Origin of the sequence: Streptomyces sp. NPDC006365, assembly GCF_042870755.1 — a bacterium.
Classification (GTDB): Bacteria; Actinomycetota; Actinomycetes; order Streptomycetales; family Streptomycetaceae; genus Streptomyces; species Streptomyces xiangluensis.
Genome location: NZ_JBIAHS010000006.1, coordinates 121,245 through 142,791 on the forward strand (window position 1 = coordinate 121,245; position 21,547 = coordinate 142,791).

At 69.9% G+C, this 21,547-nt stretch carries 25 protein-coding genes; 5 read left to right on the top strand and 20 right to left on the bottom strand.

What is annotated here, in order from left to right; translation table 11 throughout:
• Positions 1-31: 31 nt before the first annotated feature.
• The 14 genes from ACFYO0_RS18875 to ACFYO0_RS18940 all read right to left on the bottom strand — a co-directional run bounded on the left by ACFYO0_RS18875 (position 32) and on the right by ACFYO0_RS18940 (position 13,807).
• Complete coding sequence (locus tag ACFYO0_RS18875) at positions 32-841, bottom strand: sirohydrochlorin chelatase (protein ID WP_388676851.1); 810 nt, start codon at positions 839-841, stop codon at positions 32-34.
• 20 nt (positions 842-861) lie between these two features.
• Positions 862-1,776 carry an ABC transporter permease gene (locus tag ACFYO0_RS18880; RefSeq protein ID WP_388676854.1) on the bottom strand — a complete coding sequence of 305 codons (915 nt, stop codon included), beginning with the start codon at positions 1,774-1,776 and terminating at the stop codon, positions 862-864.
• Positions 1,763-2,551: an ABC transporter ATP-binding protein gene (locus tag ACFYO0_RS18885; RefSeq protein WP_388676856.1), complete on the bottom strand. Its 789-nt coding sequence runs from the start codon at positions 2,549-2,551 to the stop codon at positions 1,763-1,765. Before ACFYO0_RS18885 ends, ACFYO0_RS18880 begins: the two co-directional genes overlap by 14 nt.
• Positions 2,552-2,590: 39 nt before the next feature.
• Positions 2,591-3,700 carry an aliphatic sulfonate ABC transporter substrate-binding protein gene (locus ACFYO0_RS18890; RefSeq protein ID WP_388676859.1) on the bottom strand — a complete coding sequence of 370 codons (1,110 nt, stop codon included), beginning with the start codon at positions 3,698-3,700 and terminating at the stop codon, positions 2,591-2,593.
• A 244-nt stretch (positions 3,701-3,944) separates the two neighbouring features.
• Positions 3,945-5,300: a sulfate adenylyltransferase subunit 1 gene (locus ACFYO0_RS18895; protein WP_388676862.1), complete on the bottom strand. Its 1,356-nt coding sequence runs from the start codon at positions 5,298-5,300 to the stop codon at positions 3,945-3,947.
• A 2-nt stretch (positions 5,301-5,302) separates the two neighbouring features.
• Positions 5,303-6,238, bottom strand: a complete 936-nt coding sequence (gene cysD / locus ACFYO0_RS18900; RefSeq protein ID WP_388676865.1) for a sulfate adenylyltransferase subunit CysD — start codon at positions 6,236-6,238, stop codon at positions 5,303-5,305.
• Positions 6,235-6,819 carry an adenylyl-sulfate kinase gene (cysC, locus tag ACFYO0_RS18905; protein ID WP_388676867.1) on the bottom strand — a complete coding sequence of 195 codons (585 nt, stop codon included), beginning with the start codon at positions 6,817-6,819 and terminating at the stop codon, positions 6,235-6,237. Before cysC ends, cysD begins: the two co-directional genes overlap by 4 nt.
• Before the next feature lie 2 nt (positions 6,820-6,821).
• On the bottom strand, positions 6,822-7,547 hold the full coding sequence (locus ACFYO0_RS18910) for a phosphoadenylyl-sulfate reductase (RefSeq protein WP_388676870.1): 726 nt from the start codon (positions 7,545-7,547) through the stop codon (positions 6,822-6,824).
• Entirely contained in the window at positions 7,544-7,723 is a 180-nt protein-coding gene (locus tag ACFYO0_RS18915) for a hypothetical protein (protein ID WP_388676873.1), read from the bottom strand. The genes ACFYO0_RS18910 and ACFYO0_RS18915 overlap by 4 nt, the downstream gene beginning before the upstream one ends.
• Before the next feature lie 109 nt (positions 7,724-7,832).
• Positions 7,833-9,530 (bottom strand): nitrite/sulfite reductase, encoded by a 1,698-nt coding sequence (locus ACFYO0_RS18920; protein WP_388676875.1) that lies wholly within the window; start codon positions 9,528-9,530, stop codon positions 7,833-7,835.
• Between the two features lie 159 nt (positions 9,531-9,689).
• The gene (locus ACFYO0_RS18925; RefSeq protein ID WP_309486338.1) at positions 9,690-9,773 is read right to left on the bottom strand and encodes a putative leader peptide; all 84 of its coding nucleotides are present in this window, start codon (positions 9,771-9,773) and stop codon (positions 9,690-9,692) included.
• 137 nt (positions 9,774-9,910) lie between these two features.
• Complete coding sequence (locus ACFYO0_RS18930; protein WP_388676878.1) at positions 9,911-10,480, bottom strand: GNAT family N-acetyltransferase; 570 nt, start codon at positions 10,478-10,480, stop codon at positions 9,911-9,913.
• 47 nt (positions 10,481-10,527) lie between these two features.
• A complete protein-coding gene (locus ACFYO0_RS18935; RefSeq protein ID WP_388676881.1) occupies positions 10,528-11,973 on the bottom strand; it encodes a hypothetical protein in 1,446 nt (481 codons plus the stop codon).
• Positions 11,974-12,172: 199 nt separating this feature from the next.
• Positions 12,173-13,807, bottom strand: coding sequence for an acyl-CoA dehydrogenase family protein (locus ACFYO0_RS18940; RefSeq protein WP_388676884.1), 1,635 nt, complete (start codon positions 13,805-13,807; stop codon positions 12,173-12,175).
• Between the two features lie 87 nt (positions 13,808-13,894).
• Here ACFYO0_RS18940 and ACFYO0_RS18945 point away from each other — a divergent pair, with 87 nt between their 5' ends.
• Entirely contained in the window at positions 13,895-15,040 is a 1,146-nt protein-coding gene (locus ACFYO0_RS18945; RefSeq protein WP_388676887.1) for a YihY/virulence factor BrkB family protein, read from the top strand.
• A gap of 31 nt (positions 15,041-15,071) precedes the next feature.
• On the opposite strand, the gene ACFYO0_RS18950 is transcribed toward ACFYO0_RS18945, so the two are convergent.
• Entirely contained in the window at positions 15,072-15,908 is an 837-nt protein-coding gene (locus ACFYO0_RS18950; protein WP_388676890.1) for an NmrA family NAD(P)-binding protein, read from the bottom strand.
• Between the two features lie 81 nt (positions 15,909-15,989).
• On the opposite strand from ACFYO0_RS18950, the gene ACFYO0_RS18955 reads away from it, so the two are divergent.
• Together ACFYO0_RS18955 and ACFYO0_RS18960 are read left to right on the top strand one after the other, a co-directional pair.
• On the top strand, positions 15,990-16,934 hold the full coding sequence (locus ACFYO0_RS18955; protein ID WP_388676893.1) for an AraC family transcriptional regulator: 945 nt from the start codon (positions 15,990-15,992) through the stop codon (positions 16,932-16,934).
• A gap of 10 nt (positions 16,935-16,944) precedes the next feature.
• Entirely contained in the window at positions 16,945-17,634 is a 690-nt protein-coding gene (locus tag ACFYO0_RS18960; RefSeq protein WP_388676896.1) for a helix-turn-helix domain-containing protein, read from the top strand.
• On the opposite strand, the gene ACFYO0_RS18965 is transcribed toward ACFYO0_RS18960, so the two are convergent.
• The 3 genes from ACFYO0_RS18965 to ACFYO0_RS18975 all read right to left on the bottom strand — a co-directional run bounded on the left by ACFYO0_RS18965 (position 17,614) and on the right by ACFYO0_RS18975 (position 18,715).
• A complete protein-coding gene (locus ACFYO0_RS18965) occupies positions 17,614-18,018 on the bottom strand; it encodes a VOC family protein (protein WP_388676899.1) in 405 nt (134 codons plus the stop codon). The two genes, ACFYO0_RS18960 and ACFYO0_RS18965, sit on opposite strands and share 21 nt — an antisense overlap.
• Positions 18,019-18,221: 203 nt before the next feature.
• Positions 18,222-18,509, bottom strand: coding sequence for a hypothetical protein (locus ACFYO0_RS18970; protein ID WP_388676902.1), 288 nt, complete (start codon positions 18,507-18,509; stop codon positions 18,222-18,224).
• Positions 18,506-18,715 carry a DUF6415 family natural product biosynthesis protein gene (locus ACFYO0_RS18975; RefSeq protein ID WP_388676905.1) on the bottom strand — a complete coding sequence of 70 codons (210 nt, stop codon included), beginning with the start codon at positions 18,713-18,715 and terminating at the stop codon, positions 18,506-18,508. The genes ACFYO0_RS18970 and ACFYO0_RS18975 overlap by 4 nt, the downstream gene beginning before the upstream one ends.
• 31 nt (positions 18,716-18,746) lie before the next feature.
• Here ACFYO0_RS18975 and ACFYO0_RS18980 point away from each other — a divergent pair, with 31 nt between their 5' ends.
• Positions 18,747-19,265, top strand: a complete 519-nt coding sequence (locus ACFYO0_RS18980) for a hypothetical protein (RefSeq protein WP_388676909.1) — start codon at positions 18,747-18,749, stop codon at positions 19,263-19,265.
• Positions 19,266-19,374: 109 nt separating this feature from the next.
• Here ACFYO0_RS18980 and ACFYO0_RS18985 read toward each other — a convergent pair whose 3' ends face one another.
• Positions 19,375-20,415: a LacI family DNA-binding transcriptional regulator gene (locus ACFYO0_RS18985; protein WP_388676912.1), complete on the bottom strand. Its 1,041-nt coding sequence runs from the start codon at positions 20,413-20,415 to the stop codon at positions 19,375-19,377.
• 195 nt (positions 20,416-20,610) lie between these two features.
• Positions 20,611-21,018 (bottom strand): RidA family protein, encoded by a 408-nt coding sequence (locus ACFYO0_RS18990; protein WP_388676915.1) that lies wholly within the window; start codon positions 21,016-21,018, stop codon positions 20,611-20,613.
• 119 nt (positions 21,019-21,137) lie between these two features.
• Here ACFYO0_RS18990 and ACFYO0_RS18995 point away from each other — a divergent pair, with 119 nt between their 5' ends.
• Positions 21,138-21,518: a winged helix-turn-helix transcriptional regulator gene (locus ACFYO0_RS18995; protein ID WP_388676918.1), complete on the top strand. Its 381-nt coding sequence runs from the start codon at positions 21,138-21,140 to the stop codon at positions 21,516-21,518.
• The last annotated feature ends 29 nt before the right edge of the window (positions 21,519-21,547 follow it).

Consider the following 21,547-nt stretch of genomic DNA (forward strand, 5'->3'; position numbering starts at 1 on the left):
AAGGGAAGAAGCCGCGGGCGTCTGCGGCTGCTCAAGCGCCGAGCGCCGCCAGCACCGGCACCCGCGCCCCGTCGTACCGCTCCAGCAGTACCCGCGCCACCTCTGGCGCCGGGCCGAGCACATCCGCCAGTACGTCCGCCTCGGCCGCGCCCCGCGCGATCCGGTCCGGCAGGAAGCCGGGGGCGAGAACGTACGGGGCCACCGCCACGCGGGCGCAGCCGAGGGCGCGGAGTTCGTGGACCGCGTCCTCCGTGCGGGGGAGGGATGCGGAGGCGAACGCAGGTCGCACGGCGCACCAACCGGTGTGCCGCCACTCCCGCGCGATTTCTGCGATCACTGCGATCGCCTCCGGGTCGGTGGACCCCGCCGAGGCCAGCACGACCCCGGTCGAGGACTTCATCTGGCCGACTTGCCTCCGCCAGGCGGGGTTTTCGGCCGGGGGTACGGGGGTTGTCCCCCGAGGAAACGCAGTGGCAGGGCTCAACCCGGCCTCGTACAGCCGCCGTTCGAGCGCCGCGGTCAGCAGCGGCGACGGGCCGAGCACCTCGGCCTGCCGGATCCGCAGCCGCGACGGTGCCTCCCGCAGCACCGCCGGGATGTCGGCCTTCGCGTGGAAGGCGCGGGTGAGGAGGAGGGGGAGTGCCACCACGTCCCGTACTCCCTCTGCCGCCAGTGACTCCAGCACCGACGGGACGGACGGGATGTTGAAGTCCAGGAAGCCGGTCTCCACGCGCAGGCCCGGACGCATGGCGCGTACTCGGCGCACCAGGGCGTGCACCGTCGCGGCATGGCGCGGGTCGCGGCTGCCGTGGGCGATGACGAGTAGGACCGGTCGGCGCATGGGACGTGACACTCCTCGGGTCAGGGGTTCACGAGGAGACCGCGGCTGCGCAGCACCCACCGCTCCAGCGGACTGAAGATCAGCAGGTCGATGGCGATACCGACGATCAGGATCAGGAGGATGGCGAAGAAGACCATGGACATGCTGTTCGCCGTACGGCCGTTCTCCAGCAACTGACCGAGACCGATGCCCAGTTCCGGCGAGGACGCGATGATCTCCGCGGCCATCAGCGAGCGCCATGAGAACGCCCAGCCCTGCTTCAGACCGGCCAGATAGCCGGGCAGCGCGGCGGGCATCACGATGTGCCAGGTGCCACGCAGGCCCGTCGCCCCGAGCGTGCGGCCCGCCCGCAGGAACAGCGGCGGCACCTGGTCGACGCCCGACACCAGACCGTTGGCGATGGAGGGCACCGCGCCCAGCAGGATCACCGCGAACATCATCCGGTCGTTCAGGCCCAGCCACAGCACCGCCGGCGGCACCCAGGCCACCGACGGCAGCGACTGAAGGCCGGACAGGATCGGCCCGATCGCGGCCCGGACGAACTTCACGCGCGCCACCAGCAGACCCAGCGGCGTACCGATCGCCAGCGCCAGCAGGAAGCCCAGCAGTCCGCGGGAGACGCTCGTCCAGATGTACTCGTGGAGCGTGCCCTGCAGCCAGGCGTCCCGGACCTCGCCCCAGACCTCGGACGGCGCGGGCAGCTTGTAGCTGTCGACGACCTTCGCCCACACCAGGACCTGCCAGACCACCAGGACCAGGAGTACGGCGACGACCGGCGGCAGGATCTTGTCGACGAGGGTCTTCCGGAAGGGCGTACGTCCGGTCTGGACCGTCTCCAGGGCGTCCAGGCCCGCTTCGAGCCCGGCGAGATCGTTTCCGTCCCCGGTGGCCTTGCCCCCGGTGGTCTTGGCGTCCGTCGCCTCAGTGCTGGCCATGACGGCGGATCTCCCCACGCAGTTGTTCGGTGATCTCTACGGACAGCTCCGCCACGTCGGCGTCCTCGATACGGCGCGGCTGCGGAATGTCGACCGTCCACTCCCGTGCGATACGGCCGGGGCGCGAGGAGAGCAGCACCACGCGCTCGGCAAGCCGCACCGCTTCGCGCACGTTGTGCGTCACGAACAGCACCGACAGGTTCGTCTCGCGCCAGATGCGGGTCAGCTCGTCGTGCAGCACGTCCCGCGTGATCGCGTCGAGTGCCGCGAACGGCTCGTCCATCAGCAGGAGCTTGCTGTCCTGCGCGAGCGCGCGGGCCAGCGCGACGCGCTGCCGCATACCGCCCGACAGCTCGTGCACGCGCTTGCCGTACGCGCCCTTCAGCCGGACGAGCTCCAGCAGCTCCTCGGCCTTGCCGCGCCGCTCGGACTTCGCGATGCCCCTCAGTTTCAGGGCGAGTTCGATGTTCTTGCCCGCGGTCAGCCACGGGAAGAGGGCGTGCTCCTGGAACATCAGCGCCGGACGGCCGTCCGTCGTGATGCCGCCCGCGGTAGGCCGGTCCAGGCCCGCCACCAGGTTCAGCAGCGTCGACTTGCCGCACCCGGAGGCTCCCAGGAGGGTGACGAACTCGCCGGGCGCGACATCGAGCGTGATGTCGTCGAGGACCAGCTGCTGTCCGGCCGGGCCGGCGAAGGACTTCGAGACATGCTCGATGCGCGCGGCGTGCGCCACCGACGTACCGGCGTCGGCGGCCTTGGCGAGGGCGGTTGCCATGGTCGTCACCTCCTGTGATCTCAACGTGGGCTTCGGGACTTACTTGACGCCGAGACCGGCGTCGTCGACTTCGGGCTCGCCCTCGGCCTTGAGGACCTTGTTCAGTGGTGCCAGGTCGTAGATGCCCTTGAGGTCAGGCTTCTCGAGCAGGCCCGCGTCGACCGCGTGCCGTGCCTCGGCGCCGAGGGTGGCGGCCAGCGGATCGTCGGTGAACCGGATCGACTTCCAGGCCGGATCGATCACCTGGGCCGGCAGCGGCTTGGCGGTCAGCTCCTCGAGCTTGGCGTTGGCCGCGGCCTTCGCCTCGTCCGGGTGGGTGTTGATCCAGGCGTTGGTCTTCACCGAGCCGCGCAGTACGGCCTCGACGACGTCCGGGTGCTCCTTCAGGAACGTCTGCGACACGATGATGTTCGTGATCACGAACATCTTGTCCGGCCACAGATCGGCCTCGTCCAGCAGCACCTTGCCGCCCTCCGCGACCAGCTTGGACGCGGTCGGCTCCGGCACCCACGCACCGTCCACGGAACCGGACCTGTAGGCATCGGGGGTGATCTTGTTGTCCGTACGCACCACGGACACATCGCCCTTGCCGCTCTGCGCGTCGACCTTCCAGCCCTGCTCCGCGACCCAGTTGAGGAACGCCACGTCCTGCGTGTTGCCGAGCTGTGGAGTCGCGATCTTCTTGCCCTTGACGTCCTTCAGGGACTTGATCTTCTCCGGATTCACCACGAGCTTCACACCGCCCGACGCCGAACCGCCGATGATGCGCAGACCCTTGCCCTCGGTCGTCGAGTAGCCGTTGATCGCGGGCGACGGGCCGATCCAGCCGATGTCGATGGACTTCGAGTTGAGCGCCTCGATCTCGGCAGGACCCGCGTTGAACTGCGAGTACGTGGCCTGTGTGCCCCCGAGCTCCTTCTGGAGCAGCCCCTTCTCGTCGCCCACGAGCGCCGTGGCGTGCGTCAGGTTCGGGAAGTAGCCGATCCTGACGGTGTCGGCGGAGAGCTTCTTGCCATGGGCGGCGACGTTCGCCGTGCCGTTGTCCTTGGCCTGGGAGCCGTACCCGCAGGCCGGCGCGGCGAGCGCCAGCAGGGGCACGGCCACCACCACGGCGAGGCCGCGGCGGAGGGCGGAGTGGGTGGCAGGCACGGGAGGGGTTCCTCTCGTCGGCCCGGCGGTCACGCTCTCAGGTCGTGGCCGGGGGATCGGCAGGGGGTTTTCGTCGGTACGGGGCGCGTCGGCAAGGCGCGTACGCCTTCACCGTTGAGGGCGTCACACCGCACATCGCGCCACCCCGCCCTGCCCGCTACCGAGAGCGCCGCTGCCCACCCGGCCGCCCTCCTTCGCGAACGTCGAGAAGAAATCGTCGCTGGTCATGTCATTGGTGGTCATGTCAGAAGTCCCAGCCGTCGTCGTCGGCCTCGGTCTTCACCGGTTCCGGCGAGGCGAAGGACTCGCCGACCATGCCCGCGGTCAGCGTCGTCCCGTCCGCCGGGTCGATCAGGATGAACGAGCCGGTGCGCCGGGAGTCGGCGTACGCGTCGACCGGCAGCGGCTCGGCGGTACGGATCTTCACGCGGCCGATGTCGTTGGCGACCAGGTGCCCCGGGTGCGGGTGCAGGGACAGGTCGTCGAGGGTGAGGCGGGACGGGATGTCCTTGACGATCGCCTTGACCGTGCGGGTGCCGTGCTTGAGCAACACACGGTGGCCGATGGTCAGCGCCGCGTCCGCGACGTGGCACACGGTCGCCTCGATGTCCTGCGTGGTCGCGGGCGCGTCCTTGCTGGGCACGATCAGATCGCCGCGCGAGATGTCGATGTCGTCCTCCAGCAGGACCGTCACCGACTGCGTCGTCCAGGCCACGTCCACCGGCAGGCCCAGCAGATCGATCCCGGAGATCTTCGAGGTACGGCCCGAGGGCAGCACCGTGATCTCCTCGCCGACGCGGAAGGCACCGGCCGCGATCTGGCCCGCGTAGCCGCGGTAGTCGGGGTGCTCGGCGGTCTGCGGGCGGATCACGTACTGCACGGGCAGACGCGCGTGGCAGGTGGCCAGGTCATGGGTGACCGGAACCGTCTCCAGGTGCTCCAGGAAGGTCGGGCCGCCGTACCAGTCCATGTTCGCGGACGGGTCCACGACGTTGTCCCCGGCGAGCGCCGAGATCGGGATCGCGGTGATCTCGGGGACACCCAGTTCGGAGGCGTACGCCGTGAACTCCTCGGCGATCGCGGCGAACACGGTCTCCTGATAGTCGACGAGGTCCATCTTGTTGACGGCCAGCACGACGTGCGGAACGCGCAGCAGAGCCGCGATCGCGGCGTGCCGGCGGGTCTGCTCGACGACGCCGTTGCGGGCGTCGACCAGGATGACCGTCAGCTCGGCGGTGGAGGCGCCGGTGACCATGTTGCGGGTGTACTGCACATGGCCGGGGGTGTCGGCGAGGATGAACCGGCGGCGGGCGGTGGCGAAGTAGCGGTACGCCACGTCGATGGTGATGCCCTGCTCGCGCTCGGCCCGCAGCCCGTCGGTGAGCAGCGCCAGGTCGGGTGCGTCCTGACCGCGGCTGCGCGAGGCGTGCGCGACGGCCTCCAGCTGGTCGGTGAGGACCGACTTGGAGTCGTGCAGCAGCCGTCCGACGAGCGTCGACTTGCCGTCGTCGACGGACCCCGCGGTCGCGAACCGCAGCAGGGTCGTCCCCGACAGCTGCTCGACCGACAGCGGCTCGGTGGGTTCGGTGGTGCTGGTCATGGTTAGAAGTACCCCTCGCGCTTGCGGTCTTCCATCGCGGCCTCGGACAGCTTGTCGTCCGCGCGGGTCGCGCCCCGCTCGGTGAGCCGGGAGGCGGCGATCTCGGCGATCACCGCGTCCAGCGTGGTGGCGTCGGAGTCGACGGCGCCGGTGCAGGACATGTCGCCGACGGTGCGGTAGCGGACGAGGCGCTTCTCGACGGTCTCGCCGGCCTTCGGGCCGCCCCAGTCGCCGGCGGTCAGCCACATGCCGCTGCGCTGGAACACCTCACGCTGGTGCGCGAAGTAGATCTGCGGGAGTTCGATCTTCTCTCGGGCGATGTACTGCCAGACGTCCAGCTCGGTCCAGTTGCTGAGCGGGAAGACGCGGACGTGCTCGCCGGGCGCGTGGCGGCCGTTGTACAGGTTCCACAGCTCGGGCCGCTGCCGGCGCGGGTCCCACTGGGAGAACTCGTCGCGCAGCGAGAACACCCGCTCCTTTGCCCGGGCCTTCTCCTCGTCCCGGCGCCCGCCGCCGAACACGGCGTCGAACCGCTCGGTCTGGATCTTCTCGGTGAGCGGTACGGTCTGCAGCGGATTGCGCGTCCCGTCCGGCCGCTCGCGCAGCTTGCCGGCGTCGATGTAGTCCTGCACGGAGGCCACATGCAGCCGCAGCCCGTGCTCGGCGACCACCCGGTCCCGGTACTCGATGACCTCGGGGAAGTTGTGCCCGGTGTCCACATGCAGCAGCGAGAAGGGAACCGCCGCCGGGGCGAACGCCTTCAGCGCCAGATGCAGCATGACGATGGAGTCCTTGCCGCCGGAGAACAGGATCACCGGCCGCTCGAACTCGCCCGCCACCTCACGGAAGATGTGCACACCCTCCGACTCCAGGGCGTCCAGATGGGAGAGCGCGTACGGGCTGTCCGTCTCCTCAGGAACAGTGGCGACGGTCGTCATGCGAGACCCCTTTCGGTGAGCAGCGCGTGAACCGCTGCCGCGGACTCCGGCACGGTCTGGGTGTGCGACTCGATGCGCAGATCGGGCGACTCGGGCTCCTCGTACGGGTCGTCGACCCCGGTGAGCCCGGAGATCTCGCCCGCCGCCTGCTTGGCGTACAGCCCCTTCACATCGCGCTCGGAGCACACCTCGACCGGAGTGGCGACATGGACCTCGAGGTACGCGGTGCCGCCGGCCATGTGGCGCTTGCGCACCGCCTCACGGCTGTCCGCGTACGGCGCGATCACCGGAACGAGCGTCTTGACGCCGTTACGGGACAACAGGTCGGCGAGGTAGCCGATGCGCTGCACGTTCGTGTGCCGGTCCTCGCGGCTGAAGCCGAGGCCCGCCGTCAGGAACGTACGGATCTCGTCGCCGTCGAGCACCTCGACGCGGTGGCCCTCCGCACGCAGCCGGTCGGCCAGCTCGTACGCGATCGTGGTCTTGCCGGCGCTCGGCAGACCCGTGAGCCAGATCGTGGCTCCGGTCACTTGGTTCTCCTGGTTCCTCGGAGTCGTCGAAATCGTCGAAGGCACTGCCATGGTCAGTCGTGCAGCCCGCACTCGGTCTTGGCGCGGCCCGCCCAGCGGCCGGCGCGCGAGTCCTCACCCTCGAGCACGCGGCGGGTGCAGGGGGCGCAGCCCACGGAGGGGTAACCGTCCATGAGCAGCGGGTTGGTGAGGACGCCGTGCTCGGTGACGTACGCGTCCACGTCGTCCTGCGTCCAGCGGGCGATCGGCGAGATCTTGACCTTGCGGCGCTTCTCGTCCCATCCGACGACCGGGGTGTTCGCCCGGGTCGGGGACTCGTCGCGGCGCAGGCCCGTGGCCCATGCGGTGTACTTCGTCAGCCCCTCTTCCAGAGGCTTGATCTTGCGCATGGCGCAGCACAGGTCGGGGTTGCGGTCGTGCAGCTTCGGCCCGTACTCGGCGTCCTGCTCGGCCACGGTCTGCCGCGGGGTGAGCGTGATGACGTTGACGTCCATCACGGCCTCGACCGCGTCCCGGGTGCCTATGGTCTCGGGGAAGTGGTAGCCGGTGTCGAGGAACACGACGTCCACGCCGGGCATGGCGCGGGCGGCGAGATGGGCGACGACCGCGTCCTCCATGGAGGAGGTCACGCAGAACTTCTTGCCGAAGGTCTTGGCGGCCCACTGAAGGATCTCGAGCGCGGACGCGTCCTCGAGGTCGCGGCCCGCCTGCTCGGCGAGCGCCTTCAGTTCCGCATCCGGATCCGTCTCGATATCAGGCTCTGCCTGAACCGTCGTCATATCTGTTCCCCTCCACCGTCGGTGCGCTGAAGCCCCCGGGACAGCAGCCCGAGGAACTTCAACTGGAAGGCTCGATTGCACGCTCCGCATTCCCACGCGCCATGCGCCTGCTCGCTCGGACGCAGGTCCTCGTCGCCGCAGTAAGGGCAGTAGAAGGGCGCGGCTCGTTCGCTCACCGCTGCTGCCCTCCGCCCGCATCCATGCGTACGCGGACCACGAGAGCGCCGATCACGGCGCCCGCGCCGGCACACAGGAGGGCGCTCATGGCCACGACCACGAGGAGGCTCACGACAACGCCTCCTCAGAAGCGCGAGCCGCCCATGTGGCGAACCTCTCGCCCTCCTCGCGCTCCGCCTCGAAGCGCTTGAGGACCCGCTCGACGTAGTCGGGCAGTTCCTCCGAAGTGACCTTCAGGCCACGGACCTTGCGGCCGAAGCCGGCCTCCAGGCCGAGTGCGCCGCCGAGGTGCACCTGGAAGCCCTCGACCTGGTTGCCCTCGTCGTCCAGGACCAACTGGCCCTTGAGGCCGATGTCCGCGACCTGGATACGGGCGCAGGCGTTCGGGCAGCCGTTGATGTTGATGGTGATCGGCTCGTCGAACTCGGGGATGCGGCGCTCGAGTTCATCGATCAGCGAGGCCCCGCGCGCCTTGGTCTCGACGATCGCGAGCTTGCAGTACTCGATGCCGGTACAGGCCATCGTGCCGCGCCGGAACGGCGACGGCTTGGTGGTGAGGTCGAGCGCCTCCAAGCCCTCGACGAGCGAGGCGACCTGCGACTCCTCCACATCGAGCACGATCATCTTCTGCTCGACGGTCGTACTCAGCCGGCCCGAGCCGTGTGCCTCGGCCAGCTCGGAGATCTTCGTGAGGGTCGTGCCGTCCACCCGGCCCACGCGCGGTGCGAAACCGACGTAGAAGCGGCCGTCCTTCTGCCGGTGCACCCCGACGTGGTCGCGCCAGCGCTCCACGGGCTGGTCGGGCGCCGGGCCGTCGACGAGCTTGCGCTTCAGGTACTCGTCCTCCAGGACCTGACGGAACTTCTCCACGCCCCAGTCGGCGACCAGGAACTTCAGGCGGGCGCGCGTACGAAGGCGCCGGTAGCCGTAGTCGCGGAAGATCGAGATGACGCCCTCGTACACATCCGCGACCTCGTCCAGCGGCACCCAAGTGCCAAGCCGCTGGCCGATCTTGGGGTTGGTGGACAGGCCGCCGCCGACCCAGAGGTCGAAGCCGGGGCCGTGCTCCGGGTGGTTCACACCGACGAAGGCGACGTCGTTGATCTCGTGCGCCACGTCGAGGAGCGGGGAGCCGGAGATCGCGGACTTGAACTTGCGGGGCAGGTTCGAGAAGTCCTTGTTGCCGATGATCCGGCGGTGGATCTCGTCGATGGCGGAGGTGCCGTCGATGATCTCGTCCTCGGCGATCCCGGCGACCGGCGAGCCGAGGATCACGCGGGGCGTGTCACCGCAGGCCTCGGTCGTGGACAGCCCGACGGCTTCCAGACGGTCCCAGATCTCCGGGACGTCCTCGATACGGATCCAGTGGTACTGCACGTTCTGCCGGTCCGTGAGGTCGGCGGTGCCGCGCGCGAACTCCTGGGAGATCTCGCCGATCACCCGCAGCTGCTCGGTGGTGAGCCGACCGCCGTCGATCCGCACCCGCAGCATGAAGTACTTGTCGTCCAGCTCCTCCGGCTCCAGGATCGCGGTCTTGCCGCCGTCGATCCCGGGCTTGCGCTGGGTGTAGAGACCCCACCAGCGCATCCGGCCACGCAGGTCGTTGGGGTCGATCGAGTCGAAGCCCCGCTTGGAGTAGATGGTCTCAATGCGTGTCCGCACATTGAGACCGTCGTCGTCCTTCTTGAACTGTTCGTTGCCGTTGAGCGGGGTGAAGTGACCCACGGCCCACTGGCCCTCGCCACGGTGACGGCTCACCTTGCGGCGGGGCGCGGCGGCAGCAGGCTTCTGTGGGGTGGCGGCCATGGTTTACGTCCTTCGGGACAGACGGGGAAAGCTACTCGTGAACCTGCGCATGGGCGCGCATGTGGGCATACGCGCGCGTCATTGCGCCAGGCGAGGCAAATGGGAGAAGTTCGGCGGCGGTGCTGCCCGGGACCGGAAGGCCCTGTCGGATGCAGCTGCTCAGCTCGCCGGACAGATGGCGCTGGACATGCGGCCGAGGTCGACGTGGCGCCGACTCACCAAGGCAATTCCAGTTCCAGACATGACGGAAGCGTGTCATGGCGATCTGGACAGAGTCCAGCTTCGTCCACGATGCGGACACCCTTGTCCCGTATCGTGAGACAAGGGTGTTGTTGGTCACAAGCCCTGCCACGGGGCTTGTCTTTCCCGGTCTGACCAGGTCAGACGGCCGACGCCCCGGGCCAGGGACCGGCGGAGGCGATGTCCGGCTCCTCGGCCACCTTCGTGTCGAAGAGCTTGAAGCCGCGGCGCAGGTAGTTGTCCATCGCATGCTCCCCGTCCTTGCTGCATGTATGCAGCCAGACCCGCTTCGTCGGAGCCCTGCCCGGCCAGCGCTCGGCCAGGTCCCAGGCGCGCGCGGCCCCGTACGACAGGAGATGCCCGCCGATCCGCCGGCCCCGGAAGGCCGGGATCAGCCCGAAGTGGACGATCTCCACGACGCCTTCCGCCTGCGCCTCCAGCTGTACGTATCCCGCGGGCGTCCCGCGCTCGTACGCGACCCAGGTCTCGGCCCCCGGCCGCTCCAGGTCCTCCTTCCACTGGGCGTACGTCCAGCCCAGCCGGTCGGTCCAGCGGATGTCGCCGCCGACCGAGGTGTACAGGAAGCGGCTGAACTCGGGCGAGGGCACCTCGGAGCGGACGATCCGGACGTCGCCGGCCGGCTCGGCGGCGGGCAGCAGGTCGGCAGGCGAGGTCTGCTCCAGCGACCAGGTGGTGACAGTGATGCTCATGCGGGTCAGCGATACCACGAAGGCGAGCCCGGCTTCAAAAAAACGGCTCACTCCAACGAGCGGTCCACCGAGGACAGCGGAACCGCGTACAACACGCGTTCGGAGACGGTGCCCGGCTGCCACGCGGTGGCCCGGTCCGCAGCCCGCTCCGGAAGCTCGTTCGCCCGGCCCGACGCGGTTGCCGCCCGCCCGGTCAGCGTCCACAGCTCGCCGGTCTCCTGCCAGTACGACATCGCCTCCGTGTCCCGTCCCCAGCAGGCGTACGACTCGTCCGCCCCGCACTTCGCGGCCTTGGCGGTGCTCTTGTTCTGCCGCCAGAGCGTGCCGTGCTCGCCGCGCGCGTCCGGTGCGTGCCCGGTGTACCAGTTCGGCTCGCTCGCGCCGTTCGGCCGGTGCGAGAGGACCCCTTGCAGGCCGACGGCGTCCGTCTCGTACGCCTCGTCGGCGTGGACGCGTCCCTGGGCGTCGGTGGCGAGCAGGCCCGTGCGGTCGCCCGCGCTGCTGTAGTCGTAACGCCACACACGGCCCGGTTCGCCGCTGTCCGGGCGGAACCACTCGTTGGCGACCAGGCTGTCCGGCGTGGAGGTGCGATCCAGGGAGACCGAGGCGAAGCAGGGGACGCGGTCGTTCGTGGTGGCGTCGCAGGCGCCGCCGGTGAGGCTGTACGAGCCCATGGCCGGCATCACATACCGGTAGCCGTGCGCCGACCAGCCGTCCTTCACCCTGCCGACGGCGCCGCTGACGACGTCGGCGCGCAGGATGCGGTTCATGTCGAAGACGAACAGGGCGTCGTTGTCGGCGGCGCCGTTCCGGGCGGTGACGATCAGCTTGTCCTGGTACCAGACCATGCCGCCGATACGGGAGCGGACGGCCTCGAAGTTCCTGCCGCCGTCCAGCGGGGCCACCAGCAGGACCCAGCGGTACTTCAGGTTCCCCGGGTCGTTCGCGTCGATGAAGGCGACCCGGGCGAGGCCCCGGTCCTCCTCCTGCGCGCCCGCGCCCTGACCGTCGTGCGTCCAGCCGGAGAGGATCACACGGTTGGAACCCCACCTGCCGTCCTCGTCGGAATCCCCGGAGGTGGTCACCGACTGGGGCTGCCACTTCGGGGTCCGCGCGTCGCTGCCCGCCCAGCAGTACGCGCGCGTGGCGGCCGGCTCGACGGGCAGCGCGGCCTCCTCCGTGGCGCCGCAGTCCGCCCTGTTACGCATCGTGTGGTTGGCGTTCTTCAGGACGCCGTCCACGCCGACGTTCCCGCCCATCCCGCCGGCGAGGGTGTCGAGGGTGTCCTGGCCGACGAGGTTTTCGTGCAGCTCGAGCTTGTCGGTCTCGGACGAGGAGCTGAGCGTGGTGAGGGCGCCCGGGTTGTCGCTGCTCGCGGCCTGTGACGTGCTGATGATTCCCGCGGCGACGGTGAGGGCGAGAGCGGTCCCGGCCAGGCTCGCGCGCAGCGCGCGCCCCTTCTTGCGGCGGCGGTGCTTACCTCGATACGCCATGGTTCCTCCCGCGTCGTCGGCCAACTGCCCTTCCCGATCAGTGCGTTGAACACGGGCGCGACAGTGTGGGGGGCCGTGGGAGGGATGGTACGTCAGGTGTCGCCGGGCCTGGGCGATTACGCCGGAATAGGTGGTACGAGAGGGAGGCGCCGGTTCGACGCCGCGCCCTCCTTGTGTCGTACGCCTGCCTACGCCCCGACTAGGAGACGGGCCGTGCCCGCTCCACCACCGAGGCCAGGTCCAGGCTGTGCGGCAGCGTCCCGAACGCCGCCCCCCAGTCCCCGCCGAGACGCGACGCGCAGAACACGTCGGCGACCTCAGCAGGTGCGTACTGGACGAGCAGCGCGCCCTGGAGCACCAGCGCGATCCGCTCGGCCAGGCGCCGGGCGCGGCCCTCGATGCCGTCCAGGTCGGCGAGTTCGGCCAGCAGGTTCTTGATCGCCCCGTCCAGCCGGTGGTCGGCGCCACGGGCCCGGCCGATCTCCTCCAGGTAGGCGTTCAGGGCGTGCGGCTCGCGCTGCATGGCCCGCAGGATGTCCAGTGCCTGGACGTTGCCCGCGCCCTCCCAAATGGAGTTGAGCGGCGACTCGCGCAGCAGCCGAGGCATCCCGGACTCCTCCACGTACCCGTTGCCGCCCAGGCACTCCGACGCCTCGACGACGAGCGGCGTGCAGCGCTTGGTCACCCAGTACTTCGCGGCCGGCACGGCGATCCGCAGGAACGCCCGCTCCTGCTCACTCCCGTCGTCGTACGCGGCGGCCAGCCGCAGCGACAGCGTCGTCGCGGCCTCGGACTCCAGGGCGAGATCGGCCAGTACGTTGCGCATCAGCGACTTGTCGATCAGCTTGCCGCCGAAGGCCTCACGGTAGGTGCAGTGGTGCACGGCCTGTGCGACCGCCTGCCGCATCAGCGAGGCGGCACCGAGCGCGCAGTCCAGCCGGGTCACCGCGACCATCTCGATGATGGTGCGCACCCCGCGCCCCTCGTCCCCGACCCGGCGCGCCCAGGTCCCGTCGAACTCGACCTCGCTCGACGCGTTCGACCGGTTGCCCAGCTTGTCCTTCAGCCGCTGGATCAGGAACACATTGCGCGTGCCGTCCTCCAGCACCCGCGGCACCAGGAAGCACGTGAGCCCGCCGGGCGCCTGCGCCAGCACCAGAAAGCCGTCCGACATCGGCGCCGAGCAGAACCACTTGTGGCCCGTCAGCTCGTACGTCCCGTCCTCGGCGAGTGGACGCGCCACCGTCGTGTTCGCCCGGACGTCGCTGCCGCCCTGCTTCTCCGTCATGCCCATGCCGAAGAGAACGCCCGCCTTCTGAGAGGCGGGCCGCAGCCCTTGGTCGTAGACGGTGGAGGTGAGCCGCGGCTCCCACTCGGCAGCGAGCTCCGGGTCCGTGCGCAGCGCGGGCACCGCCGCGTGCGTCATCGACAGCGGGCAGCCGTTGCCCGCCTCGACCTGCGTCCAGACCAGGAACCCGGCCGCCCGCCGCAGATGCCCGCCCGGCCGCGTCCACGCCGCCGTCAGGCCCGCCGAGACGCCCTTGCCCAGCAGCCGGTGCCAGGACGGATGGAAGTCGACCTCGTCGATCCGGTGACCGTAACGGTCATGCGTACGCAGCCTCGGCGGATTCTCGTTCGCCAGCACCCCCCACTCCTGGGCCTGCACGGAACCGGCTGTGCGCCCCAGCCGCGACAGCTCCTCGCGCGCCTCGTCGAGGAGCCCTGGATCGAGATGCCGCTCGACCGCTTCCGTCAGCACCCGGTCGGCGCCGAAGACGTCATACCCGACAAGGGGCGGAACCTGGTTGATCACTGCGTGGGTGCCGGTTGCCATGGGTGAAAACTACCCCCGGGTAGGGCGGCCGTCACCCTCGAGTGCGGAGGGTGAGAAACGCAGCTCGCGACCGATACGGTTAGGAGCGTGCAGCCAGCAAGTGAAACACCAGAGAGCCCGCCCGGTCGGCTTCACCGGGCCCGTGCTCTCTACCGGAATGTCTCCAAGCGGAGAACCGCCTGGCTGCTGGTCAAGGACACCGTCAACTCCTGCATCGAGTACCGGATTCTGGGCCTCGCCGCGGAGGCCGCGTTCTTCACGCTGCTGTCCGTGCCGCCGCTGCTGCTGAGCATGCTGGGGCTGCTCGGCTACGTGGACTCCTGGACCGGCGCCGACACCATCGCCAGCGTCGAGACCAACCTGCTGGAGGCCTCGCGCACGATCCTCACGGACAAGGGCGTCTCGGAGATCGCCCAGCCGATCCTCCACGACGTGATGAAGGGCGGCAGACCCGACGTCATCTCCCTCGGTTTCCTCTTCGCCCTCTGGTCGGGCTCGCGCGCCGTGAACGTCTTCATCGACACCATCACCGTCATGTACGGCCTCGACGGGGTTCGCGGCATCGTCAAGACCCGGCTGATGGCATTCCTGCTGTTCCTCGTGGCGCTGCTGATCGGTTCTGTGGCGCTGCCGCTGATGGTCGCGGGCCCGGACGCCGTGGTGAACCTCGTGTCGTGGTCCACGACCGTCGTACAGATCCTGTACTGGCCCGTGGTCATCATCCTGTCCATCATCTTCCTGACGACGCTTTACCACGTGTCCGTGCCGGTGCGCTCCCCATGGATCGAGGACGTGCCCGGCGCCCTGGTCGCGCTCGGCATGTGGGTGCTGGGCAGCTTCCTGCTGCGGATCTACCTGACCAACACCGTCGAAGGGCCCACGATCTACGGATCGTTGGCCGCCCCCGTCGCCGTACTGCTGTGGATCGGCGTCTCGGCCTTCGCCGTGCTCGTCGGAGCGGCCGTCAACGCGGCCATCGACCGGGTCTGGCCGGCCGCCGCCACGGCCGCCGCCCGCGCCGTCAACGAGCAGCTGCGCGCCGCGCAGGCCGCCGACCTCGTGGCCCGCGCGGCGGCAGCCCGCGCCGCCGCCGACCCCGACGACCCGGACATGCCCTCCGAGTTCCCGGAGCGCTGGTCCCGCTTCCTTCCCCCGGAGGACGTGACGTCACGGCTGCGGACGACCGCGAAGAGCTCGCCCAAGAACGGGGACGAGCCGCCCTCGCAGGACTGACCGCCGGGGCCAGACCGGGGCCAGACCGGGGCTAGACCCTCCACACGCCCTGCGCCGCGTGCTCCCGCGCGAAGTCCGTGAAGTCGCGTGGAGCGCGGCCCAGCACCTGCTCGACCCCGTCGGTGGTCTGCGCATTGCTGCCGTCGAGCAGCGCCTCGAAGACCTCCTGCAGGGACGCGACCTCCTCGGCCGGCAGCCCGAAGTCGGTCAGCATGGCGCCGTACTCCTTGGCCGGCACCGGCACATAGCGGATCTCCCGGCCCGCCGCCGCGGAGATCTCCGCCAGGGCGTCACGGAAGGACAGCAGCCGCGCCCCGGTGATCGCCAGGGTCCGCCCCACGTACGAGGAGTCGGTGAGCGCCTTCACCACCACGTCCGCGATGTCCCGCGCGTCGATGAACGGCACCGGCACCTCGCCCGCCGGGAACACGAACTCACCGCTGTGCACCCCCTCCAGCAGCAGACCCTCACTGAAGTTCTGCATGAACCAGTCCGCCTGCACCACCGTCCACTCGGCACCCGACTCGCGCACCGCCCGCTCGGCCGGCTCCGCCTGCGCCTCACCGCGCGCCGACAGCAGCACCAGCCGCCGTACGCCGAGCTCCAGCGCCCGCCGCGCGAGGGCACCGATGCTCTCGGCGGCGCCCGGCGCACCGATGTCCCCCGGATACGCCACATACGCCGCGTCGGCGCCACGCAGCGCCTCGTCCCAGGTGGAGGAGTCGGCCCAGTCGAAGCGCACCGAGCCACCGCGCGACGCGGCCCGTACGTCGAATCCCGCCGCCTGCGCCGCCTGAGCCACCCTGCGACCCGTCCTGCCCGAGGCTCCCGTAACCAACAGCGTCTCGTTCCGCGTGTTCTCTGTCATGAAATCCAGTGAACTGCCCTGCGCGGAAAGGGAACATCGCTGAAGCTCTCGTTCCTGTAAGCGCGCGTCTACTCTGAGGTCATGGACGTACTCGCAGGCCTTCTGGAGGGTCCACGCGCGCGTGGCGCCTTCATGATCCGAGCGTGTTTCGATCCACCCTGGTGCATACGTGTCGAAGACCGCGCCCCGCTCACAGTGATGCTCATGGTCCGTGGTGACGCCTGGATCACCCCGGACAAGGGAGACGGGCTGTTCCTGCGGGCCGGCGACCTCGCCATCGCGCGCGGCCCGGACCCGTACACCTGCGCCGACGACCCTTCCACCCCGCCGCAGGCGCTGATCGGGGCGGGCGCCGAGTGCTTCTATCCCGACGGCCGTTCCCTGAACGGGATCATGGACCTCGGAGTCCGCACCTGGGGCGACCGGCTCGACGGCTCCACGGTCGTGCTGATCGGGACGTACACCATGCAGGGCGAGATCAACGGCCGGCTGCTCGACGCCCTGCCACCGCTGCTCCGCCTGACCTCCGACGAATGGGCCTGCCCGCTCACGCCGCTGCTCACCGAGGAGATCGTGCGCGACGAGCCCGGCCAGGAAGTCGTCCTCGACCGGCTGCTCGACCTGCTGGTCATCGCAGCGCTACGGGTCTGGTTCTCCCGCCCGGAAGCCGAGGCGCCCGCCTGGTACCAGGCTCTCGCGGACCCCGTGGTGGGCCGGGTGCTCAGGCTCCTCCAGGACGACCCTGCGCATCCCTGGACGGTCGCCTCGCTCGCCGCGAAGGCGGGCGTCTCCCGGGCCGCGCTCGCCCGCCGCTTCAGTGAACTCGTGGGCGAGCCCCCGATGACGTATCTCACCGGCTGGCGCCTCGCCCTCGCCGCGGACCGGCTGCGCGACACCGATGACACCATCGGCGCGATCGCCCGCCAGGTCGGCTACGGCAGCGCGTTCGCCCTGTCCAGCGCCTTCAAGCGGGTGTACGGGGTCAGCCCGCAGGAGCACCGGACCCGGGTCGGCTTGCACGCGTAGCCTGGCGTACGTGTACGCGGAGCGGCCCTCCCGGCTGACGGGCGCCGTCGTCTGGACGAACACCCCGTCCGGCACCGGCGCCGGGCCCGTCCTGCCCGACGGCTGCATGGACCTCCTGTGGAACGAGGGACGGCTGCTGGTCGCTGGGCCCGACACACACGCGCACGTCACCGAGGACACGCCGCAATCCTGGGCGGGCGTCCGCTTCTACCCCGGCACCGCGCCCACACTCCTGGGCGTGCCCGCGCACGAACTGCGCGACCGGCGCGTGGAGTTGGCCGACCTCCGGCCGCTGTCCGAGGTACGGCGCCTGGCCGCGCTCGTGAACGCGGCCGACGACCCGGCGAGCGGCCTCGAAGAGGTGGCGCTGCGGTGGGCGTCCGGCGCCGCACCCCCCGACCCGCTGCTGAGACAGGTCGTGGCCGCCCTCCGCGCGGGCCGCCCCGTCGCCGCGACCGCCGACGAACTCCGCGTCGGCGCCCGCCAGTTGCACCGCCGTTCACTGACCGCCTTCGGCTACGGCCCCAAGACCCTCGCCCGGGTCCTACGGCTGCAGCGCGCCCTCGCCCTGGCCCGCGCCGGGGTGCCCTACGCGGACACGGCGGCGCGGACCGGTTTCGCCGACCAGGCTCATCTGGCCCGGGACGTACGGGAGTTGGCGGGCATGCCGTTGGGTGAGCTACTGGCACGCACCGGGTAGCGGCGCGAACAGGCCGACGTCGTTGCCGTCCGGGTCGAGCAGGCTCGCATACCGCTGCCCCCATTCGGCATCCCACGGCTTGAGCCCGCTGTCGTACCCGGCGCCGACCATCTCCCCGTACACGGAGTCGACCTCGGCCGGGCTCTCGCACAGCAGGGCCAGCGAGATACGCCCGCCCCCGCTCGGCGGCTGCCACTCCGGCGCGAACGAGCTGATTTCCGCCTCGCTGTCGAGCATCAGACGCAGCCCGCCCGGTAGCTGGGCCTCGGCGTGCGGCTGCTTCTCGGAGCCCTCGGGGAAGGCCAATCCGAGGCGGCGGTAGAAGGCTACTGAGGCGGCCATGTCGGAGGCCACCATGCCGATCGCATCGAATCGTGGAGTCATGCGGCCACCGTAGGCAGGCAGTCGGAGCGTGGTCTTGTAGGAATCGGACACGTCCGTACCCGACACATTGCCCAGCCGTCCGCCCGCCAGTACACGGAAACAAAGGTCCGTATGCGGTGAAAGCGGGCGGATCTGTTCCGCCCCTGTGGGGGGAGACGAACGGCCTGTCGCGTGGTGGCGTACGCGACGCTGCTGACGGACTCCTACCGCCGTACCGCCTGGATCAAGGGTCGCGTGAACCGTGAGTTGCCTGCCACCCGGTACTGGAGTGGCCAGGGTTCAGGAACGGGGTGTCCGGTGCGTCGCGCCCGGATTCGGGCCAGCAGGGCGAGCGGGCGCGGATCGGGTGTGACGAGGTGCGCGTGCTCACGGTGGGCCCACACGATCCGGCCGGGGCCTGACATGCCGTCCTCGTAGGTGATCCGGACGGCGTCGCCGGGGTCGGTGATGAGCCCGTCGCAGTAGCGGCACATGTGCAGCGTCGTGGTCATGCGTGGCCACCGCCCAAGTTCTGCAGGTGGTCGCACAGGGCGTGCACGACGCGGGACAGGCGCCGGGCGAGCGCGATCCCACCGTGCAGTCCGGGACTCGGCTCCAGGCTGAGCTTCATGCGTGCCTCGCCGATGCAGGCGAGAGCGCAGTAACGGGGGATGTCGTCGTACGGCAGCCGGGCGGACGCCTGCTCGACTTCCGGCACGAGCAAGTTGATATGTCCGCGTAGTTGGAGGGTGAGCATCTCCAACTACGCGACGCAGAACTCCGCGGGCGAAGAGATCCAGCAGCAAGCCCGCGAAGCAGAGGAGTTGGACGTGCTCGCCGTCAGGGGCCTCGGCCTGATCGGGCTGAATGACTCGCTGCTGCGCGCCTGTCTGCCGCGCGAGCAGGACGGCAAGAGGCTGCGAGTCCGCGTGCTCCTGCTCGATCCCGACTCGGATGCGCTGGTGCAGCGGGCTGCGGAGATCGGGGAGTCGGCCGAGTCCCTCGCGGGCGGCGTGCACCTGGCGGAGGCGCGGCTTCGCGAGCTGCTCGCTGACGGCTGCGACATCACCGTGCACCGGTACCGGATGCTGCCCACTTGGCGGCTCATCCGCACGGACTCCGCGATGTTCGTCAGCGCCTTCGACGCCGGGTGGGAAGGCCACGAGAGCGCGACGTACAAGGTGATGGAGACGCCGCACGGTCCTCTGTTCCGGGGCTTTCGCAGGATGTTCGAGGCGCTCGTCGCAGGCGCACAGCGCACGATCTGAGAGGGGAACTGCCAGTGATCGAGGCGGAGTTGAAGGCTCGCGTGGATGCATCCGAGGCCGTCATGCGGCAGCTCGACGAGCGTGCCGAGGCCCGGGTGGATAGGTGCCTTCAGGCGGCCCCCGCCACCGGCCCCGTACTCTCCCGCACCACCAGCCGTGTGGACAGCTCCGTCCGGGTGCCTTCCGGCCGTTCGCCCGACATGATGCGGACCAGCAGGCGCAGTGCGGTCGCGGCCATCTCCGACAGGGGCTGGCGCACCGTGGTCAGCGAGGGTGCGGCCCAGTGGGCCTCGGGCAGATCGTCGAAGCCGACGACGCTCATGTCGTCGGGGACGCTCAACTTCCGTTCCGCCAGGGCCTGGTAGCAGCCGAGGGCCATCTTGTCCGAGCAGACGAAGACGGCCGTGGGCGGTTCGGGCAGGTCGAGGAGTTCCAGCATGCGGCGGTGGGCGGTGACCTCGTCGAAGCTGCCGTAACGGAGGTACTCGGGCCGGTGGCGGACCCCGGCCGCCGCGAGCGCCGAGCGGTAGCCGGCGACGCGGGCGCTGCTGCACATCTTGCGCCGGTGGCCGGCGATGACCGCGATCCGCTCGTGACCGAGGGAGAGCAGGTGCTCGGTGGCCGTCACGCCGCCCTGCCAGTTGGCGGCGCCGACCGAGACCACGCCGGGCGGCGGATCGATCACCGGGTCGATCAGGACGAACGGGATGCGGTGCTGGTCCAGCCAGGCGTACTGCGACTGGGTGAGCTCCGCCAGGTTGAACAGCACACCGGCGGAGCCACGCGCGGACAGCTTGTCCAGCCAGCCGCGCTCGGGACGCCCGCCGCGCGTCCGGGTCAGGCCGGCCGAGACGACCACCTCGAAGCCCGCGTCGTGCGCCGCCTCCTCCACGCCGTGCAGCACGGCGCCCGACCAGGAGGAGCCCAGCGAGTGCACGACGAGATCGACCAGACCCGGCGACTTCGCGGCGTCGAACCGCGGTCTGCGGACGTAGCCCAGCCGGTCGAGCGCCTCGGTGACCCGGCGGCGGGTCTCCGGCGCCACGTCCTCACGGCCGTTGACCACTTTCGACGCCGTCGGCACGGACACCCCGGCCTCGCGGGCCACGACCGCCAGCGTCGGGCCGGCATCGGTCCCGGTACGCACCATGGAAGCCCACCTCTCCGCCCCGTCCCGAGGGCCGGCGAAAGTTTCGTGTCACCACGGTCTGGCACGCAGGAGGGCGTCGACCGGTTAGAAAGCGCTTCCTACATTACGGCCGTGGGAAGTGTACGGGGAAGGGGTGGTGATCGTAGGAATTCTCGGAAGTCGAAACTTTCGAAATGTCGAACAGGCGGGACCTGTTCAGTCGACGACCGCGGTGGCCTCAACCTCCACCAGATGCTCGGGAACGTCCAGTGCCGCAACGCCGATCAGCGTGGCCGGCGCCATCGGCGTGACGCCGAGCTTTGCCGAGGCCCGGTCGATCCCCTCCAGCAGCAGGGGCATCTTGTCGGGGGTCCAGTCGACGACGTAGAGGATCAGCTTCGCCACGTCGGCGAAGGACGCGCCGGCCTCGGCCAGGGCGGTGCCGAGGTTGAGGTAGGCCCGCTCGACCTGAGCGGTGAGGTCGCCTTCGCCGACCGTGACCCCGTCGGTATCCCAGGCGACCTGCCCGGCGATGAAGACCAGCTTCGAGCCGGTCGCGATCGACACCTGCCGGTAGACCGGGATTTCCGGAAGTCCGCTGGGGTTCAGCAGTTTGATGGCCATGTTGTCAGCCTCCTTGTCGTGAGAGCCCGAGTTCTCGTGCTCTCTTGTGGTTACTCAGAAACCGTAAGAGAGTGAGAGCTGACATGGAAGAACGCACTTTTCAGTGACTGGGGAACCGTATGGGAACCAAGCAGTTCACGGGCTCACCCGAGGACGCGGACCTGAGCCGCGCGGACTCTCTGGCGCGGGAGATCTTCTCGGACGTCGCCAATAAATGGGCGCTCCTGATCATCGAGTTCATCGGTGACCGCACCCTGCGCTTCAGCGAGTTGCGGAACGAGGTCGAGGGCATCAGCCACAAGATGCTCACCCAGAACCTGCGCATGCTGGAGCGCAACGGTCTGGTCGAGCGGCGAGTGCACCCCACCGTGCCGCCACGGGTCGAGTACACGCTCACCGAGGCCGGCCAGGGCCTGCGAGCCACGATCGACGGCATGTGCGACTGGACCCGCCGGTACCTCCCGCACATCGAGGCCTCCCGCCACCGCTTCGACGGCTGAGGGCTCAGCGACCGTCCGTCAGTTCCGGC

What these genes read in the sequence shown, in the direction of transcription:
- ACFYO0_RS18875 (WP_388676851.1), bottom strand. Translation starts at nt 841, where the DNA reads ATGCGCCGACCGGTCCTACTCGTCATCGCCCACGGCAGCCGCGACCCG.
- ACFYO0_RS18880 (WP_388676854.1), bottom strand. Translation starts at nt 1,776, where the DNA reads ATGGCCAGCACTGAGGCGACGGACGCCAAGACCACCGGGGGCAAGGCC.
- ACFYO0_RS18885 (WP_388676856.1), bottom strand. Translation starts at nt 2,551, where the DNA reads ATGGCAACCGCCCTCGCCAAGGCCGCCGACGCCGGTACGTCGGTGGCG.
- ACFYO0_RS18895 (WP_388676862.1), bottom strand. Translation starts at nt 5,300, where the DNA reads ATGACCAGCACCACCGAACCCACCGAGCCGCTGTCGGTCGAGCAGCTG.
- cysD (WP_388676865.1), bottom strand. Translation starts at nt 6,238, where the DNA reads ATGACGACCGTCGCCACTGTTCCTGAGGAGACGGACAGCCCGTACGCG.
- cysC (WP_388676867.1), bottom strand. Translation starts at nt 6,819, where the DNA reads ATGGCAGTGCCTTCGACGATTTCGACGACTCCGAGGAACCAGGAGAAC.
- ACFYO0_RS18910 (WP_388676870.1), bottom strand. Translation starts at nt 7,547, where the DNA reads ATGACGACGGTTCAGGCAGAGCCTGATATCGAGACGGATCCGGATGCG.
- ACFYO0_RS18920 (WP_388676875.1), bottom strand. Translation starts at nt 9,530, where the DNA reads ATGGCCGCCACCCCACAGAAGCCTGCTGCCGCCGCGCCCCGCCGCAAG.
- ACFYO0_RS18925 (WP_309486338.1), bottom strand. Translation starts at nt 9,773, where the DNA reads ATGTCTGGAACTGGAATTGCCTTGGTGAGTCGGCGCCACGTCGACCTC.
- ACFYO0_RS18930 (WP_388676878.1), bottom strand. Translation starts at nt 10,480, where the DNA reads ATGAGCATCACTGTCACCACCTGGTCGCTGGAGCAGACCTCGCCTGCC.
- ACFYO0_RS18935 (WP_388676881.1), bottom strand. Translation starts at nt 11,973, where the DNA reads ATGGCGTATCGAGGTAAGCACCGCCGCCGCAAGAAGGGGCGCGCGCTG.
- ACFYO0_RS18940 (WP_388676884.1), bottom strand. Translation starts at nt 13,807, where the DNA reads ATGGCAACCGGCACCCACGCAGTGATCAACCAGGTTCCGCCCCTTGTC.
- ACFYO0_RS18950 (WP_388676890.1), bottom strand. Translation starts at nt 15,908, where the DNA reads ATGACAGAGAACACGCGGAACGAGACGCTGTTGGTTACGGGAGCCTCG.
- ACFYO0_RS18955 (WP_388676893.1), top strand. Translation starts at nt 15,990, where the DNA reads ATGGACGTACTCGCAGGCCTTCTGGAGGGTCCACGCGCGCGTGGCGCC.
- ACFYO0_RS18965 (WP_388676899.1), bottom strand. Translation starts at nt 18,018, where the DNA reads ATGACTCCACGATTCGATGCGATCGGCATGGTGGCCTCCGACATGGCC.
- ACFYO0_RS18970 (WP_388676902.1), bottom strand. Translation starts at nt 18,509, where the DNA reads ATGACCACGACGCTGCACATGTGCCGCTACTGCGACGGGCTCATCACC.
- ACFYO0_RS18985 (WP_388676912.1), bottom strand. Translation starts at nt 20,415, where the DNA reads ATGGTGCGTACCGGGACCGATGCCGGCCCGACGCTGGCGGTCGTGGCC.
- ACFYO0_RS18990 (WP_388676915.1), bottom strand. Translation starts at nt 21,018, where the DNA reads ATGGCCATCAAACTGCTGAACCCCAGCGGACTTCCGGAAATCCCGGTC.
- ACFYO0_RS18995 (WP_388676918.1), top strand. Translation starts at nt 21,138, where the DNA reads ATGGGAACCAAGCAGTTCACGGGCTCACCCGAGGACGCGGACCTGAGC.